The sequence below is a fragment of the Streptomyces javensis genome, from assembly GCF_039525925.1.
Lineage (GTDB): Bacteria > Actinomycetota > Actinomycetes > Streptomycetales > Streptomycetaceae > Streptomyces > Streptomyces asiaticus.
In genome coordinates this window covers 37,154-54,324 of record NZ_BAAAIF010000060.1, presented here as the reverse complement: position 1 = coordinate 54,324, position 17,171 = coordinate 37,154, and the positions used below count along the sequence as shown (strand labels likewise).

The 17,171-nt window shown below is 71.0% G+C and carries 11 protein-coding genes; 8 read left to right on the top strand and 3 right to left on the bottom strand.

Translation table 11 applies throughout. The features are described 5' to 3' along the window. Window positions 1–94 precede the first annotated feature (94 nt). Entirely contained in the window at window positions 95–304 is a 210-nt protein-coding gene (locus tag ABD329_RS36305; RefSeq protein WP_198278653.1) for a helix-turn-helix transcriptional regulator, read from the top strand. Between the two features lie 26 nt (window positions 305–330). On the opposite strand, the gene ABD329_RS36300 is transcribed toward ABD329_RS36305, so the two are convergent. After that, on the bottom strand, window positions 331–2,673 hold the full coding sequence (locus ABD329_RS36300; protein WP_198278654.1) for an MMPL family transporter: 2,343 nt from the start codon (window positions 2,671–2,673) through the stop codon (window positions 331–333). A 167-nt stretch (window positions 2,674–2,840) separates the two neighbouring features. On the opposite strand from ABD329_RS36300, the gene ABD329_RS36295 reads away from it, so the two are divergent. The 4 genes from ABD329_RS36295 to ABD329_RS36280 all read left to right on the top strand — a co-directional run bounded on the left by ABD329_RS36295 (window position 2,841) and on the right by ABD329_RS36280 (window position 8,085). Further along, window positions 2,841–3,500 (top strand): TetR family transcriptional regulator, encoded by a 660-nt coding sequence (locus tag ABD329_RS36295; protein ID WP_309142790.1) that lies wholly within the window; start codon window positions 2,841–2,843, stop codon window positions 3,498–3,500. Between the two features lie 167 nt (window positions 3,501–3,667). Beyond that, window positions 3,668–3,934, top strand: a complete 267-nt coding sequence (locus tag ABD329_RS36290) for a heavy-metal-associated domain-containing protein (RefSeq protein ID WP_086881363.1) — start codon at window positions 3,668–3,670, stop codon at window positions 3,932–3,934. A 430-nt stretch (window positions 3,935–4,364) separates the two neighbouring features. Continuing rightward, window positions 4,365–5,666: an RNA-guided endonuclease IscB gene (iscB, locus tag ABD329_RS36285; protein WP_309142778.1), complete on the top strand. Its 1,302-nt coding sequence runs from the start codon at window positions 4,365–4,367 to the stop codon at window positions 5,664–5,666. Window positions 5,667–5,775: 109 nt separating this feature from the next. Next, complete coding sequence (locus ABD329_RS36280; protein WP_198278290.1) at window positions 5,776–8,085, top strand: heavy metal translocating P-type ATPase; 2,310 nt, start codon at window positions 5,776–5,778, stop codon at window positions 8,083–8,085. 546 nt (window positions 8,086–8,631) lie between these two features. Here the strand turns inward: ABD329_RS36280 and ABD329_RS36275 are convergent. Both ABD329_RS36275 and recD2 read right to left on the bottom strand, forming a co-directional pair. Continuing rightward, window positions 8,632–9,921, bottom strand: coding sequence for a citrate synthase (locus ABD329_RS36275; RefSeq protein WP_198278291.1), 1,290 nt, complete (start codon window positions 9,919–9,921; stop codon window positions 8,632–8,634). Window positions 9,922–10,073: 152 nt separating this feature from the next. Then, window positions 10,074–12,317, bottom strand: a complete 2,244-nt coding sequence (recD2, locus tag ABD329_RS36270; protein WP_198278292.1) for an SF1B family DNA helicase RecD2 — start codon at window positions 12,315–12,317, stop codon at window positions 10,074–10,076. A gap of 186 nt (window positions 12,318–12,503) precedes the next feature. Here recD2 and ABD329_RS36265 point away from each other — a divergent pair, with 186 nt between their 5' ends. The 3 genes from ABD329_RS36265 (at window position 12,504) to ABD329_RS36255 (ending at window position 17,156) form a co-directional block, all read left to right on the top strand. Further along, window positions 12,504–13,520: a LacI family DNA-binding transcriptional regulator gene (locus ABD329_RS36265; protein ID WP_198278293.1), complete on the top strand. Its 1,017-nt coding sequence runs from the start codon at window positions 12,504–12,506 to the stop codon at window positions 13,518–13,520. A gap of 179 nt (window positions 13,521–13,699) precedes the next feature. Continuing rightward, a complete protein-coding gene (locus ABD329_RS36260) occupies window positions 13,700–15,217 on the top strand; it encodes a sugar ABC transporter ATP-binding protein (RefSeq protein ID WP_198278297.1) in 1,518 nt (505 codons plus the stop codon). Beyond that, complete coding sequence (locus ABD329_RS36255; RefSeq protein ID WP_198278294.1) at window positions 15,207–17,156, top strand: ABC transporter permease/substrate-binding protein; 1,950 nt, start codon at window positions 15,207–15,209, stop codon at window positions 17,154–17,156. The genes ABD329_RS36260 and ABD329_RS36255 overlap by 11 nt, the downstream gene beginning before the upstream one ends. Window positions 17,157–17,171: the final 15 nt, after the last annotated feature.

The window sequence follows — 17,171 nt, the reverse complement described above, 5'->3', positions numbered from 1 at the left end:
GGCACAGGCTGATGGAATGTGAGCAGGCGCGCCGTGGCTCCCCCGACGGCCCCACCGGGCCGTCACCGCGACGCCCTGCGGAAGGGCATAAGAGATGACCGACCGGAGGCTGTGGTCGTACAAGGAGATCGCCGCGCATATCGGTGTGCAGACCGACACCGTACGGTCCTATCGCAAGCACGGTCTGCTGCCGCCCCCCGATCATGTGGAGGGCGGCAAACCGTATTGGTACGCGGATACGATCCGCTCCTGGGTGCTCCGCAGACCCGGCAACCGCCGCGCCCGGCGTGACGGCGAGGACTAGCGGTGCCGCCACGCCCGCGTGAGGCGTCAGATGCCCGTACTCACCCGGTCCCGCGCCTTCTCCCCCTCCCCTTGAGCCCCGTCCTCACCGTGAGGTCCGCCCTCGCCACCGCACCGGCGATCGTCGGCATCGCCGTCGGTGGCGGCATCCGTGGACTCCCCCTCGTTCAGCCCGAACCGGGTGTGCAGCCGGCGCAACGGGCCCGGGGCCCACCAGGTGGCCCGGCCGGTCAGCTTCATCACCGCCGGCACCAGCAGCCCGCGCACCACCATCGCGTCCATCAGCACGGCCAGGGCGATGCCCAGCCCCAGCATCTTGGTGTTGGTGACCCGCGAGGTGCCGATGCCCACCATCACCACGGCGAGGATCAGCGCCGCCGCCGTGATCAGGCCGCCGGTGCGCCGCAGTCCGAACTCCACCGCCGCCTGATGGTCCCCGGTGCGGTCGTACTCCTCCTTGATCCGGGAGAGCAGGAAGACCCCGTAGTCCATGGAGAGCCCGAAGGCGACGCAGAACATCAGGACGGGCAGGGTGGTCTCGATATCGCCGGAGGTGGTGAAGGCGAGCGGGCCGGACAGATGCCCGTCCTGGAAGACCCACACCACCGCGCCGAACATCGCGGTCAGACTGAGCGCGTTGAGCAGCACGGCCTGAATCGGTATCAGCACGCTTCCGGTGAGCAGGAAGACCAGCAGCAGGGTGACGGCGACGATGATGGCCGCGGCCCAGGGCAGCCGGTCGGCTATGGAGTCCTTGGTGTCCACCAGGACTGCGGCGGTGCCGGTCGCCGAGGTGGTGAACGACGGCTCCTGGGCGCGGATCGTCCGCACCAGGTCCTGGCTGGCGGTGTCCACGGCCTCGCCCTTGGGCTGCACGGTGATCTCCGCCGAGCCATTGGACAGCCGCGCCGCCTCCGCCGGACCCGGCTCGGCCACCCGCCGCCCGTCGGCGAACCGGCCCGCCGGGCTGTCCACCCGCAGCACCTGGGGGAGGGCGGAGACCTTGGCGCTGTAGTCGGCGAGGGCCTTGGTGCTGGTGCCGCCACCCTCGGCGAGGACCTCCACCGCACCCCCGGGGCCGCCGGGGAACCCCTCCCGGATGTGCTGCTGCACCACATGGGACTCGGCGCTCGACGGCAGCTGACGGTCATCCGCGGTGCCGAACTCCACCCTCAGGAACGGCAGTCCCAGCGCCACCAGACCGGCGACGGTGGCCAGCGCGAACACCGGGGCGCGCCGCATCACCAGCCGGGCCAGCCGCGCCCACCCCGCCCCGGACTCACCGCCCCGGGCCGGGCGGCCACGGCGCAGCAGCCGGGTGAGATCCAGGGCGTTGACCCGGTCGCCCAGGAGGATGAGCGCCGCGGGCAGGACCACCAGGGCGGCGGTGGCGGCGATCAGCACCACCGCGATCCCCGCATAGGCGAAGGAGCGCAGGAAGTACTGCGGGAAGACCAGCATGGCGGCGAGCGAGGCGGCGACGGTCAGCGCCGAGAAGAGCACGGTGCGCCCGGCGGTGCGCAGCGTGGCCGCGACGGCGGGCAGCTTCTCCGCGCCCCGGCCCAGCTCCTCGCGGAAGCGGCGCACGATGAACAGGGCGTAGTCGATGGCGAGTCCGAGGCCGAGCGCGGTGGTCAGGTTCTGCGCGAAGACCGAGACATCGGTGAACTCGGTGAGCCCGCGCAGCACCGCGTCGGTGCCGAGGATCGCGATGATGCCGACCCCGAGCGGCAGCAGGGCGGCCACGGCGCTGCCGAAGACCATCACGAGCAGCACCAGAGTGATGGGCAGGGCGATCATCTCGGCCCGCAGCAGATCCTCCTGGATGGTGGTCTGGAGCTCATGGCGGACCGCGACCATTCCGCCGACCCGCACCTCGACCGGGCCGTGGGCGCCCCGGTAGTGGGGCGCTATGCGCTCCAGCGCCTTGCCCGCGGCCGACTCATCGCCCAGGATCCGCGCGGCGATGATCGCCTCGCCCCGATCCCGGGCGCGCAGCGAGGACGCGCCGGTGGTCCAGTACGAGGTGACCCCGGTGACCGCCTTCTCGCCCGAGAGCTTCTTGGCCAGCGCCCGGGCCTCGGCGGCGACGGCCGGATCGTCCACGGTCTTCTTACCGCTGTCGACGAGCAGGATCAGATTGGGCTGGGAGGCGGGGAAGCGCTTCTCCAGCGCCTTGGTGGCATACGCGGACTCGGACGCGGGGTCCTCCCAGCCGCCGCTTCCCATCCGGTCGGCGACTCCGCTCCCGGCTACGACGGCCAGCGCGGTGAAGATCAAAGCGATCAGCAGGGACAGCCGAGGACGCGCCGTGACCAGGCGGGTCCACCCTCCGATCCGGTCCTCGGGTGGGCGGTTGACATCGGTCATGGCGCGGTGTCCCCTTCACCTGTGCCCCATGCCGCCACCAAATGTCCGTAGGCAGCACGGGTCGCTGATTACCATGGGCGGTAAACACGAGCGACCGCTCGCGTTTCTCAAGAATGCGAGCGGGCGCTCGTGTTTGTCAATCGAACACGGAGAGCCGGGGAAAACAGGTGACCGAGAGCAAGGCGGACCAGCCCGACGAGAAGGCGAGGCCGCGCCGCAGACAGGCACGCGGCGAGCGCCGGATCCAGCAGCTGCTCGACGCCGCGGCCAGCGTCTTCTGCCGCGCCGGCTACACCTCCGCGAGCACCAACGCCATCGCCCGCGAGGCCGGGGTCTCCCCCGGCACGCTGTACCAGTTCTTCCCGAACAAGGAGGCCATCGCCGTCGAGCTCGGCGAGCGCCTCAACCGCCGGATGCTGGAGACCCACGGGGTGGTCTTCACCCTGGAGAACGCCGCGCTGCCGCTGCGCGAGCTGATCGACGCGGTCCTCGACCCGATGATCGAGTTCAACTGTGCGAACCCCGCGTTCCTGACCCTGCTCCAGTCCTCCGACGCGCCGGGCCACTTCCTCGAGGAGCACGCCGCCCTGCACGACTCGATCCAGGACCGCATCGGCGAGCTGATCGGCGTCCGCAACCCCGACCTCTCCCCCGAGCGCCGCACCCACACCGCGAACATGGCGTTCGCCCTGTTCAAGGCCGGGCTGGGGCTGATCCTCGGCCATGAGGGCGCCGAACGCGAGGCGTACGTGGCGGAGTTGAAGACCGCCCTGTACGGCTACCTCGCCCCGGTGCTCGGCACCGAGGGAGTCCCCGCCCAGCCCTGACGCCCGCGCCGCACCCAGCCACCCGCCCCTCCCCCGCCCCGCGCAGCGGAGGGGTGCGCGCGGGCGCACCGCACCCGTCACCGACGGCGCACCACCGGCTTCCATCCATACCCCCTAGGGGTATAGAGTGAGGAGTGCCAGGAGACGCTGAGGCATTCCGGTGCCTCCTGCGCACCGACCGTCACGCTCACCCCACACAGGAGAACCCCATGAGCTCCGAGGCAGTCACCACCGTCTACAAGGTGACCGGTATGACCTGCGGCCACTGCGAAGGCGCCGTCACCGAGGAGGTCGGTGCCCTCGACGGCGTCACCTCCGTCAAGGCCGTGGCCTCCACCGGCCAGGTCACCGTGGTCTCGGCCGCCCCGCTGGACGACGAGACCGTCCGCGCCGCCGTGGACGAGGCGGGCTACGAGCTCGCCGGCCGGGCCTGAGCGAGCCCCCCACCAAACCCCCGCCGGACCGTGCCGCCCTGCTCATACAGCCGCCGCACGGCCCGGCCCTCCTCCCAGGAGACCAGACGTAACGGGATCCCCTCCCTGAAAGGAGGGGCTTTCAGCCGAACCGGCTGAGGGCCGCCGTTACCAGACCAAGCCAACACCACATTGGAGGTGAACCAAGTTGGCTACGTTCCGTGCAGGACAGAAGACCCACCCAGCTGTGCTTCCTCAGCAGCTGGCTCTGGAACTGTGGGCAGCAGACATTCCCCGGATCGGGAACGAAACGGGCCCACAGCGCCGCTCTGCGGCACCCGGTACGGAACATGGTCGAGGGGAGACTGCCAGGCGTGCACCTGCGCCTGGCGGCGTCACCACCGAGCCCCCTGCGGGGGCCGGTGCGGGGCCGTGTGAGCGGCATCCCGCCGTGTTCGTCCTGGACAAGCACGGCACACCGCTGCAGCCGACCACGCCCGCGAGGGCGCGGAAGCTGCTGAAGTCCGGCCGGGCCGTCGCCCACCGGCACACACCGTTCGTCATCCGCCTGGGGGACCGCACCGCCGCCGATAGCACGGTGGACGGTGTCGAGCTGGGCGTCGATCCCGGTTCGAAGCACACCGGTGTCGCCGTGTTCACGGCGGTCGCGGGTGAGCGTCGTGGGCGGTACAGCGTGCAGCTCGACCACCGCGGCGCGGTCATCCGCAAGAAGCTGGAGCAGCGGGCCGCCTACCGGCGTGGCCGCCGTACCCGCAACCTCCGCTACCGTGCCCCGCGGTTCCTCAGCCGCACCCGGCCGCAGGGCTGGCTCGCGCCGTCGTTGCGTCACCGTGTGGAGACCACGGTGTCGTGGGTGGACCGTCTCACCCGGTGGGCGCCAGTCCGGGCGGTACACGTCGAACGGGCCGCGTTCGACATCCACGCCATCTCGGCCGGACGGCCCCTCGAGGGCGCCGAGTACCAGCACGGCACCCTCCACGGCACGGAGGTCCGCGAATACCTGCTCGCCAAGTTCGGCCGCGCCTGCATCTACTGCGGCATCACCGGAGTGCCCCTGAACATCGACCACGTCCGACCCCGCTCTCGCGGCGGCTCCGACCGGGTGTCGAACCTCGTCCTGGCCTGCATCCCGTGCAACGAGCACAAGTCGAACCGGCCCGTGGAGGAGTTCGCGCCCAAGCGGGCCGCGGAGGTCCTGAAGCGGGCGAAGGCGCCGCTGCGGGACGCTGCCGCCGTCAACGCCACCCGGTGGGCACTGTGGCGTGCCCTCGACAGCCGGATGCCCACCCACGTGGGCAGCGGCGGCCGGACGAAGTGGAACCGCACCCGCACCAGCCTGACGAAAACCCACACCCTCGACGCCCTTGCCGTCGGCAAGCTCGACACCGTCACCGAGACTGTCGGCCAGGTCCTCGTCGCCGGATGCACCGGACGCGGCACCTACGCCCGTACCCGGACCGACAAGCACGGCTTCCCCCGCCTGCGCCTGCCCCGGCAGAAGCAGTTCTTCGGCTTCCAGACCGGCGACCTTGTCCGCGCAGTCGTCCCCACCGGGAAGTACACGGGCACTCACACCGGCCGCGTCGCAGTCCGCGCCAGCGGGAGCTTCGCCGTCCGCACCACCCACGGCCTCGCCACCGCCAGGCATCGGTACTTCACCGTGCTCCAGCGCGCGGACGGCTACGCCTACACCACCCAACCCGAAGGAGAGCCCCGTGCAGCCCGTCCATAGCGGACGCCGGTCTGCCCTGGCGGCGAACCGGCTTTCCCTGCCCCGCTCCGCGGGAGCTTCGTTTCCTCCCCCGGCTGAAGCCGGGGGCATCCACGAAGGAGAGCCCCCGATGACCAACACGGCACCCCCCGCCGGGTCCGCCGCCGACACCAGGGCGACGGCCGACGGGCCCTCGCAGGTCGAGCTCGCCATCGGCGGAATGACCTGTGCGTCCTGCGCCGCCCGCGTCGAGAAGAAGCTCAACCGCCTCGACGGCGTCACCGCCACGGTGAACTTCGCCACCGAGAAGGCCAAGGTGTCCTACGGCGCGGGGATCGAGGTCGCCGACCTGATCGCCACCGTCGTCAAAACCGGGTACACCGCCGAGGAACCGCGCCCCACCGTGCCCGAGCCCCGCACCCCCGAGGGCGCCGCCGCACCGGAGGCCGACCCGCGCGCCGAGGCCGCGCCGGACTCCCTGCGCCACCGCATGCTCGTCTCCCTCGCGCTGTCCCTGCCCGTCGCGGTGCTGGCGATGGTGCCGTCCCTCCAGTTCGACAACTGGCAGTGGCTCTCGCTCACCCTCGCCGCGCCGGTCGTCGTCTGGGGCGGCGCGCCCTTCCACAAGGCCGCCTGGACGAACGCCCGGCACGGGGCGGCCACCATGGACACCCTCGTCTCCATCGGGACCCTGGCGGCCCTCGGGTGGTCCGCGTGGGCGCTGTTCTTCGGCGACGCGGGCATGCCCGGCATGCGGCACGGCTTCGACCTCACCGTCTCCCGCACCGACGGATCGTCCTCGATCTACCTGGAGGCGGCGGCCGGGGTGACCGCGCTGATCCTCCTCGGCCGCTACCTGGAGGCGAGGTCCAAGCGGCGGGCGGGCGCGGCGCTGCGCGCGCTGCTGGAGCTCGGCGCCAAGGACGTGGCCGTGCTGCGCGGAGGAAAGGAGGTACGGCTCCCCGTCGGCGAGCTGGCGGTCGGCGACCGCTTCGTGGTGCGCCCCGGCGAGAAGATCGCCACCGATGGCACGGTGGTCGAGGGCTCCTCCGCCGTGGACGCCTCGATGCTGACCGGCGAGTCGGTGCCGGTGGACGTGGGGGTCGGCGACGCGGTGGCGGGCGCGACCGTCAACGCGTCGGGCAGGATCGTGGTCGAGGCCACCCGGGTCGGCGCGGACACCCAGCTGTCCCGGATGGCCAAGCTGGTCGAGGACGCGCAGAACGGCAAGGCCGAGGTGCAGCGGCTCGCCGACCGGGTCTCGGGGATCTTCGTGCCGATCGTGCTGCTGATCGCCGTCGGCACCCTGCTGGGCTGGCTGCTCACCACGGGCGACGCTGCCGCCGCCTTCACCGCGGCCGTCGCCGTCCTGATCATCGCCTGCCCCTGCGCCCTGGGCCTGGCCACCCCGACCGCGCTCATGGTCGGCACCGGCCGCGGCGCCCAGCTGGGCATCCTGATCAAGGGGCCCGAGGTGCTGGAGTCCACCCGCCGGGTGGACACCGTCGTCCTGGACAAGACCGGCACGGTGACGGCCGGGCAGATGCGGCTGCGCGGGGCCGTCACGGCGCCCGGAGTGGACGAGCGGGAGCTGCTGCGGCTCGCGGGCGCCCTGGAGGACGCCTCCGAGCACCCGATCGCGCGGGCCATCGCGGACGGCGCGGCCGAGCGGATCGGCGACCTCCCGACGCCCGCGGACTTCCGCTCCGAGCCCGGCCTCGGCGTCCAGGGCACGGTGGACGGCCACGCGGTGCTGGTCGGCCGCGAGAAGCTGCTCGGCGCCTGGGCCATCGAGCTGCCCGAGGACCTGGCGGCCGCCAAGGCGGCGGCCGAGTCCGAGGGGCAGACGGCGGTCGCGGTGGCCTGGGACGGCGCGGCGCGCGGCGTCCTGCTGGTGGCCGACGCCGTCAAGGAGACCAGCGCCGAGGCGGTCGCCCAGCTGCGGGCGCTCGGCCTCACCCCGATCCTGCTGACCGGCGACAACCGGCTGGTCGCGGAGGCGGTGGCCCGCGAGGTCGGCATCGACGACGTCATCGCCGAGGTGCTGCCGCAGGACAAGGTGGACGTGGTGAAGCGGCTGCGGGACGAGGGCCGTACGGTCGCCATGGTGGGCGACGGGGTCAACGACGCGGCCGCCCTCGCCACCGCCGACCTCGGGCTCGCGATGGGCACGGGCACGGACGCGGCCATCGAATCCGGGGATCTGACCCTGGTCCGGGGCGATCTGCGGGTGGCGGCGGACGCGATCCGGCTGGCGCGCCGGACCCTCGGCACCATCAAGGGCAATCTCTTCTGGGCCTTCGGCTACAACGTCGCCGCGCTGCCGCTCGCGGCGGCAGGACTGCTGAACCCGATGATCGCGGGAGCGGCGATGGCGTTCTCGTCCGTGTTCGTGGTGACGAACAGTCTGCGACTGCGGACCTTCACGGCATCCACATAGATTCACCAAGTCCCCATAAGCCGCACAACACCCATACGGCGGAGCCTCGATCTTCAAATCGAGGCTCTTGCCCTTTTATGGCCCTTATGGCAAGAGACGCAGATCACAGACAACCCAACGTAACCATCGAGGGGGGTCGCGAGTCTAATGGGACGGTGGGGATACGTCTTGGGGGACGGATCCTGCTACGCGTAGCCGGGACGACGTACTCGGGGAGCTTTGAGCGGCCCTCCCGTAGGTACGCGTCCCGGCAGATCGCGTCACCAACGGCCCGCAAGGGCCCGTAGACGCCCGGCCGGATCCCGTGGGGGGAATCCGCTCCGGGGCAAGGGAAGCGCCCCGCTCCGACCCGTGGGGGGATCGGCAGTGGGGCGCTTCTCGCTTATTTCTTGAGCTCGGTTCGCCTCCGGGGCGCGCCCCCAGCTACCGCCGGGAGGACCCCCGGCCGGAAGACCCCATGGGACGGATGCGCGAAGGTGCCCGGCTCACATACAAGTGCCCCCGACCGGCCAGGCAGCCAGGACGGGGGCACCGGAGAAGCGAAGGTCAGCGCTCCTCGACCGGGACGAAGTCGCGCTCGACCACACCCGTGTAGATCTGGCGGGGGCGGCCGATGCGGGAGCCCGGCTCTTTGATCATCTCGTGCCACTGGGCGATCCAGCCCGGCAGCCGGCCGAGCGCGAACAGCACGGTGAACATCTCGGTCGGGAAGCCCATCGCCCGGTAGATCAGACCGGTGTAGAAGTCCACGTTCGGGTAGAGCTTGCGCTCCACGAAGTAGTCGTCCGCGAGCGCGTGCTCCTCGAGCTTGAGCGCGATGTCGAGCAGCTCGTCGGACTTTCCGAGCGCGGAGAGGACATCGTGCGCCGCCGACTTGATGATCTTCGCCCGGGGGTCGAAGTTCTTGTAGACGCGGTGCCCGAAGCCCATGAGCTTCACGCCGTCTTCCTTGTTCTTCACCTTGCGGATGAAGGTGTCGACGTCGCCGCCCGCGGCCTGGATGCCCTCGAGCATCTCCAGCACGGACTGGTTGGCGCCGCCGTGCAGGGGGCCCCACAGGGCGTTGATGCCCGCCGAGATGGAGGCGAACATATTGGCCTGCGAGGAGCCGACCAGCCGGACCGTGGAGGTCGAACAGTTCTGCTCGTGGTCGGCGTGCAGAATCAGCAGCTTGTCGAGCGCGGAGACCACGGTCGGGTCGAGCTCGTACTCCTGCGCGGGGACCGAGAAGGTCATCCGGAGGAAGTTCTCGACATAGCCGAGGTCATTGCGCGGGTAGACAAAGGGGTGGCCGACCGACTTCTTGTACGCGTAAGCGGCAATGGTCGGCAGCTTGGCCAGCAGCCGGGTCGTCGAGAGGTTGCGCTGCTTCTCGTCGAAGGGGTTGTGGCTGTCCTGGTAGAAGGTCGACAGCGCGCTGACCACGGAGGACAGCATCGCCATCGGGTGTGCGTCACGCGGGAAGCCGTCGTAGAACCGCTTGACGTCCTCATGGAGCAGCGTGTGGCGGGTGATGTCCTCACGGAAGGCCGCCAGTTCATCGACGGTCGGCAGCTCCCCGTTGATCAGCAGGAAGGCGGTCTCCAGGAAGGAGGCGCGCTCCGCCAGCTGCTCGATGGGGTAGCCGCGGTAGCGCAGGATGCCCTGCTCACCGTCCAGATAGGTGATCGCGGATTTGTACGCGGCGGTGTTGCCGTAACCGGAGTCCAGGGTCACCAGACCGGTCTGGGCGCGCAGCTTGCCGATATCGAAGCCCTTGTCGCCGACGGTGCTGTCGACCACCGGGTAGGTGTACTCGCCGTCCCCGTACCGCAGTACTACAGAGTTGTCGCTCACGTCATCCCTCACCGACGTCTGGTTCTCTTCTTCGAGGTGCCCTGACTCCCCCCACCTTCCCCTACTCGGGTAGCGAACGTGCACTCGGGGTCGGCCGAAGAGCCTTTTGGCGGCACTCAGTGCCGCCTTTCACGGCCATCCTGCCCCGTTCGTCATCGTTCGGAAACCCATCTGACACGCTCGACTGTCACATCGCCGCCGAGTCGGTGATCCAGCGCGGTACAGCGCCTGCCCGCCGAGACGGTGCGCACCGCCTGCCCCAGCGCCCGGCGCGAGCCGACCAGCACCACAAGGCGCTTGGCACGGGTCACGGCCGTGTACAGGAGGTTGCGCTGCAACATCATCCAGGCCCCGGTGGTCACCGGGATCACGACGGCCGGGTACTCACTGCCCTGTGACCGGTGGATGGTCACCGCATAGGCATGAGCCAGCTCGTCCAGCTCGTCGAAGTCGTACGGTACCTCCTCGTCCTCGTCCGTCCGCACGGTCAGCCGCTGCTCATCGGTGTCGAGTGAGGTGACGACGCCAACCGTGCCGTTGAAGACCCCGTTGGCCCCTTTCTCATAATTGTTACGGATCTGGGTCACCTTGTCGCCGACGCGGAAGACCCGGCCGCCGAAGCGGCGCTCCGGGAGGTCCGGGCGGGCCGGGGTGATGGCCTGCTGAAGCAGTCCGTTGAGCGTGCCGGCGCCCGCCGGGCCGCGGTGCATCGGGGCCAGGACCTGCACGTCGCGGCGGGGGTCAAGGCCGAACTTCGCGGGGATGCGGCGGGCCGCGACATCGACCGTGAGCCGCCCGGCCTCCTCGGTGTCGTCCTCCACGAAGAGGAAGAAGTCCGACAGGCCCTGGGTGACCGGCGGCACCCCCTCGTTGATCCGGTGGGCGTTGGTGACCACTCCGGACTGCTGGGCCTGGCGGAAGATCCGGGTCAGCCGCACCGCGGGGACGGGGCTGCCGGGGGCCAGCAGATCGCGCAGCACCTCCCCGGCACCCACGCTGGGCAGCTGGTCCACATCACCGACGAAGAGCAGATGGGCACCGGGCGGGACGGCCTTGACCAGCTTGTTGGCCAGCAGCAGATCGAGCATGGACGCCTCGTCGACCACCACCAGGTCCGCGTCGAGCGGGCGGTCCCTGTCGTACGCCGCGTCCCCGCCGGGCTTGAGCTCCAGCAGCCGGTGGACGGTGGACGCCTCGGCGCCGGTCAGCTCGGACAGCCGCTTGGCGGCCCGGCCGGTGGGCGCCGCGAGCACCACCTTGGCCTTCTTGGCGCGGGCCAGCTCCACCACGGACCGCACGGTGAAGGACTTGCCGCAGCCCGGCCCGCCGGTGAGCACCGCGACCTTCTCGGTCAGCGCGAGCCGCACCGCCTGGCTCTGCTCGGGCGCCAGATCGGCGCCGGTGCGGCCGGCCAGCCAGCCCAGCGCCTTGTCCCAGTCCACGCCCCGGAAGGCGGGCAGCCGGTCCTCATCGGTGCGCAGCAGCCGCAGCACCTGGCCCGCGAGGGAGATCTCGGCGCGGTGGAAGGGCACCAGATAGACGGCGGAGACCGGCTCGCCGCCCTCCGGGCCCGGGACCGGCTCGCGCACCACGCCCTCGTCCTCGGCCGCGAGCTCCCCCAGGCAGTCGATGACCAGGCCGGTGTCCACCTGGAGCAACTTGACCGCGGCCGCGATGAGTTGTTCCTCGGGGAGGTAGCAGTGGCCCTGGTCGGCGGACTGGGACAGCGCGTACTGGAGACCGGCCTTCACCCGGTCGGGGCTGTCATGGGGGATGCCGACCGACTGGGCGATCTTGTCGGCGGTGAGGAAGCCGATGCCCCAGACGTCGGCCGCCAGCCGGTACGGCTCGTTCTTCACGACCGAAATCGAGGCGTCGCCGTACTTCTTGTAGATCCGCACCGCGATGGAGGTGGAGACGCCGACCCCCTGGAGGAAGACCATCACCTCCTTGATGGCCTTCTGCTCCTCCCAGGCGGCGGCGATCATCTTGGTGCGCTTGGGGCCGAGGCCGGGGACCTCGACCAGCCGCTTGGGCTCCTGCTCGATGACGTCGAGGGTGTCGACACCGAAGTGCTCGGTGATCCGGTCGGCGATCCGGGGGCCGATGCCCTTGATCAGCCCGGAGCCCAGATAGCGCCGGATGCCCTGGACGGTGGCGGGGAGGACGGTCTGGTAGTTCTCCACCGTGAACTGTTTGCCATATTGCGGATGGGAACCCCAGCGGCCCTCCATCCGCAGCGACTCGCCGGGCTGGGCGCCCAGCAGCGAGCCGACGACGGTGAGCAGATCGCCGGAGCCACGGCCGGTGTCGACCCGCGCGACCGTGTAGCCGTTCTCCTCATTGGCGTAGGTGATCCGCTCCAGGACCCCTTCCACCACCGCGAGTTTGAGCATGCCCCGACCGTACCGCCGGGAGCCGACAGGCGGTTCGGGCCTGTGGACAACGCCCGTGGGGAAGGAACGCGGATATGTGCCCCACGGCGGAATATCACGATCCGGTTTCACCGGGGGCCGACCCCTTGCCTCCCTCCATGTAATCGATTCCAATCTCATGTAATCGATTCCACAAGGAGGTGGACGATGCCGGCCATCAAAGATGTGGCGCGGCGTGCCGGGGTCTCCGTGGCGACGGTCTCACGGGTGCTCAATGACCACCCCTCCGTCCGCGCGGACACCCGCGAACGGGTGCTCGCCGCGGTCGCCGACCTCGGCTATCGCCCCAACGCGGTGGCCCGCTCGCTGCGCACCGACCAGACCCGGACCCTGGGGCTGGTCATCAGCGACGTGCTGAATCCGTTCTTCACCGAGCTGGCCCGTTCGGTCGAGGACGCCGCCCGCGAGCTGGACTACAGCGTGGTCATCGGCAACGCCGACGAGCGGCCCGACCTCCAGGACCACCATGTGCGTACCCTCATGGACCGCCGCATAGACGGACTGCTGGTCAGCCCCACCGACGGCGGCTCCCCGATGATGCTGGCCGCCGCCCGCGCCGGCACCCCCATGGTCTTCGTGGACCGCTGGATCGAGGGCGAGGGCCTGGACCGGGTACCGGTGATCCGCACCGACGGGCGGGGAGCCATCCGCGCTCTGGTGGCCCATCTGTGCGCCCTTGGCCACCGCCGCGTCGCGATCATCGCGGGCCCGGCGGCCACCACGACCGGCCGCGAGCGGGTGGACGCCTTCCGCTCCGCGCTGCGCGAGTTCGGTCTGGAGCTGCGCGAGGACCACATCGGCCAGGGCGACTTCCAGGCGGACAGCGGCCGCCGGGTGACCGCCCGCTTCCTCGATCTGCCGCACCCCCCGGACGCGATCTTCGCCGCGGACAACCTGATGGCGCTCGGCGCGATGGACGAGATCCGCGCGCGGGGCCTGCGGGTGCCGGACGACGTGGCGCTCGCCGCGTTCGACGACATCCCCTGGTTCGTCCACACCGATCCGCCGATCACCGCCATCGCCCAGCCGACCGGGGCGCTCGGCCACGCCGCCGTGACGGCGCTGATCGATCTCGTCGAGGGGCGGCCCGCCGAGTCGGTGACCCTGTCCGCCCGCCTGGTCACCCGCCGCTCGTGCGGCGAGCCCGAAGGGAGCAAGCCATGAGTGCCGAGTCCGAGCGGCCCTCCCCCGGCCCCGCCGACGCGGGCGCGTCGGCGGCACCGAACGCGGACCCCACGCCCTCGGGCGCCCCGCCCGCCACGGCGGCGGACCCGGCGCCCCGCTCCCACGGCTCGGCGCCGGAAGGCGCGCCCGTGGGTGACGCTGGGGCGGAGCTGCTGCGCATGGAGGGGGTCCGTAAGACCTTCCCCGGGGTGATCGCGCTGGACGGGGTGGACTTCGATCTGCGCCGGGGCGAAGTGCATGTCCTCCTGGGCGAGAACGGCGCGGGCAAGTCCACGCTGATCAAGATGGTCTCCGGCGCCCACCGTCCCGACGGCGGCCGCATCCTGGTCGACGGCGAACCGGTGCGGATCAACAGCGCGCAGGACGCCGAGCGGCTCGGAATCGCCACCATCTACCAGGAGTTCAACCTCGTCCCGGACCTCACCGTGGCCGAGAACATCTTCCTGGGCCGTCAGCCGCGCCGCTTCGGCATGATCGACCGCAAGGCCATGGACGCACGGGCCGCCGAGCTGCTGGCCCGCGTCGGGGTGGATGTCTCGCCCCGGACCCGCGTCCGCGACCTCGGCATCGCCCGGCTCCAGATGGTGGAGATCGCCAAGGCGCTGAGCCTGGAGGCCCGCGTCCTGATCATGGACGAGCCGACCGCCGTGCTCACCACCGAGGAGGTCGACAAGCTCTTCCGGATCGTGCGCACCCTGCGCGCGGACGGTGTGGGCGTCGTCTTCATCACCCACCACCTGGAGGAGATCGCCGCCCTGGGCGACCGGGTCACCGTGCTGCGCGACGGCCGCAGCGTCACGCAGGTCCCGGCCAGCACCGACCAGGACGAGCTGGTGCGGCTGATGGTGGGCCGCTCCATCGAACAGCAGTACCCGCGTGAGCGCGGGGACGCCGGTGAGCCGCTGCTGAAGGTCCGGGGGCTCAGCCGGAACGGCAGCTTCCAGGACATCGGGTTCGAGGTGCGGGCCGGGGAGGTGGTGGGCCTGGCCGGGCTGGTCGGCGCGGGCCGTACGGAGGTCGTCCGGGCGCTGTTCGGCACCGACCCGTACGACTCCGGCTCCGTCGAGGTGCTCGGCCGCCCGCTGCCCGGCCATGACGTGGTGGCCGCCATGCGGGCCGGGATCGGCCTCGTCCCCGAGGACCGCAAGGGCCAGGGCCTGGTCCTTGACGGCTCCGTGCAGGAGAACCTGGGCCTGGTCACACTGCGCGCCGCCACCCGCGCCGGGCTGGTCGACCGGGCCGCCCAGCGGCGCTCGGCGGCCGGTGTCGCCGAGCGGCTGGCCGTCCGGATGGCCGGTCTCGACCAGCGGGTGCGCACCCTCTCCGGCGGCAACCAGCAGAAGGTCGTCATCGGCAAGTGGCTGCTCGCCGACAGCAAGGTGCTCATCCTCGACGAGCCGACCCGCGGCATCGACGTGGGCGCCAAGGTCGAGATCTACCAGCTCATCAACGAGCTCACCGCGTCCGGCCACGCCGTGCTGATGATCTCCAGCGATCTGCCCGAGGTGCTGGGGATGAGCGACCGGGTGCTGGTCATGGCCCAGGGCCGGATCGCGGGCGAGCTGACCGCGCGGGAAGCGACCCAGGACGCCGTGATGGCCCTGGCAGTGAAGGACGTCAAGGACGCCGACGAAGGGGTCGGCGGCAAGGAAAAGGAGGGCTCCCGTGGCCACTGACACGATTGACGCCACGAAGGACCCCGGGAGCTCGGCGGCGCTGCGCCGCGTGCTGCTCGACAACGGCGCGCTGAGCGCCCTGGTACTGCTGGTGGCCGCCATGGCGCTGCTGTCCGGCGACTTCCTCACCACCGACAATCTCCTCAACGTCGGCGTCCAGGCGGCGGTCACCGCGATCCTCGCCTTCGGCGTCACCTTCGTCATCGTCTCCGCGGGCATCGACCTCTCGGTCGGCTCGGTGGCCGCGCTGTCCGCCACCGTGCTCGCGTGGTCCGCGAGCTCACAGGGGCTGCCGGTCTGGTTCGCGGCGCTCCTGGCGCTCACCACCGGTGTCGCCTGCGGTCTGGTCAGCGGGGCGCTGGTCTCCTTCGGGAAGCTGCCGCCGTTCATCGCCACGCTCGCGATGCTGTCGATCGGCCGCGGTCTGGCCCTGGTGATCTCCCAGGGCAGCCCGATAGCCGTGCCCGACTCGGTGTCCGGCCTCGGCGACACCCTCGGCGGCTGGCTGCCGGTGCCGGTGATCGTGATGGTCGTGATGGGCCTGATCACCGCGGGTGTGCTGGGCCGTACGTACCCGGGCCGGGCGATGTACGCGATCGGCGGCAACGAGGAGGCGGCCCGGCTCTCCGGGATCCGGGTGACCCGTCAGAAGCTGGTCGTCTACGCGCTCTCCGGCGGCTTCGCGGCCGTCGCGGGCATCGTGCTCGCCTCCCGGCTGTCCTCCGCGCAGCCCCAGGCCGCGGTCGGCTACGAGCTCGACGCGATCGCCGCGGTGGTCATCGGCGGCGCGAGCCTGTCCGGTGGCGTCGGCAAGGCGTCCGGCACGCTCATCGGCGCGCTGATCCTCGCGGTGCTGCGCAACGGGCTCAACCTGCTGGAGGTGTCCGCCTTCTGGCAGCAGGTCGTCATCGGTGTCGTCATCGCGCTCGCGGTGCTGCTGGACACGGTGCGCCGACGCGCCGGGGCCGGTCCGGGCGCGCCCGGGGCCGCGGCGGGCGGGCCGTCCGGTGGCGGCCGTAGGAAGGCCGTCAACGCGGGCAAGTTCGCGCTGGCCGCCGTGGTCGTCGCCGCCATCGCCTTCGGCGCCTCCGTGTGGCGCTCCGGCTCCTCCGGCGGCGCGTCCACCAAGGTCGGGCTCTCGGTCTCCACCCTGAACAACCCCTTCTTCGTCCAGCTGAAGGCGGGCGCCCAGGAGGAGGCCAAGCGCGCCGGTGTCAGCCTTACGGTCACCGACGCCCAGAACGACGCCTCCCAGCAGGCCAATCAGATCCAGAACTTCACCAGCCAGAACATGAAGTCGATCATCATCAACCCGGTCGACTCCGATGCCGCGGGCCCGTCCGTCCGGGCCGCCGACAAGGCGGGCATCCCGGTGCTCGCCGCCGACCGCGGCGTCAACAAGGCGAAGATCGCGACCCTGGTGGCCTCCGACAACATCACGGGCGGCAAGCTGGCCGCGAAGACGCTCGCCGAGCGGCTCGGTAAGAAGGGCACGATCCTGGTGCTCCAGGGCACCCCCGGTACCTCGGCCTCGCGTGAGCGCGGTAAGGGCTTCGCGGAGGGCCTCGAGGCGTACCCGGGCATCAAGGTCGTCGGCAAGCAGACCGCCGACTTCGACCGGGCCAAGGGACTGGATGTGACCACCAATCTGCTCCAGGCCCACCCGGGCATCGACGGGATCTTCGCCGAGAACGACGAGATGGCGCTCGGCGCGGTCAAGGCGCTCGGCTCCAAGGCGGGCAAGTCCGTCGCGGTCGTCGGCTTCGACGGCACCCCGGACGGACTCAAGGCCGTCGAGAACGGCACCCTCGCCGCGACCGTCGCCCAGCAGCCGAAGGAGTTGGGCCGGATGGTGGTGGAGAACGCCGTCAAGGCCGCCAAGGGGCAGAAGATCGACGGCACGGTGAAGGTGCCGGTGAAGGTCGTCACCACGAAGTGACAAACGAAAGGACGT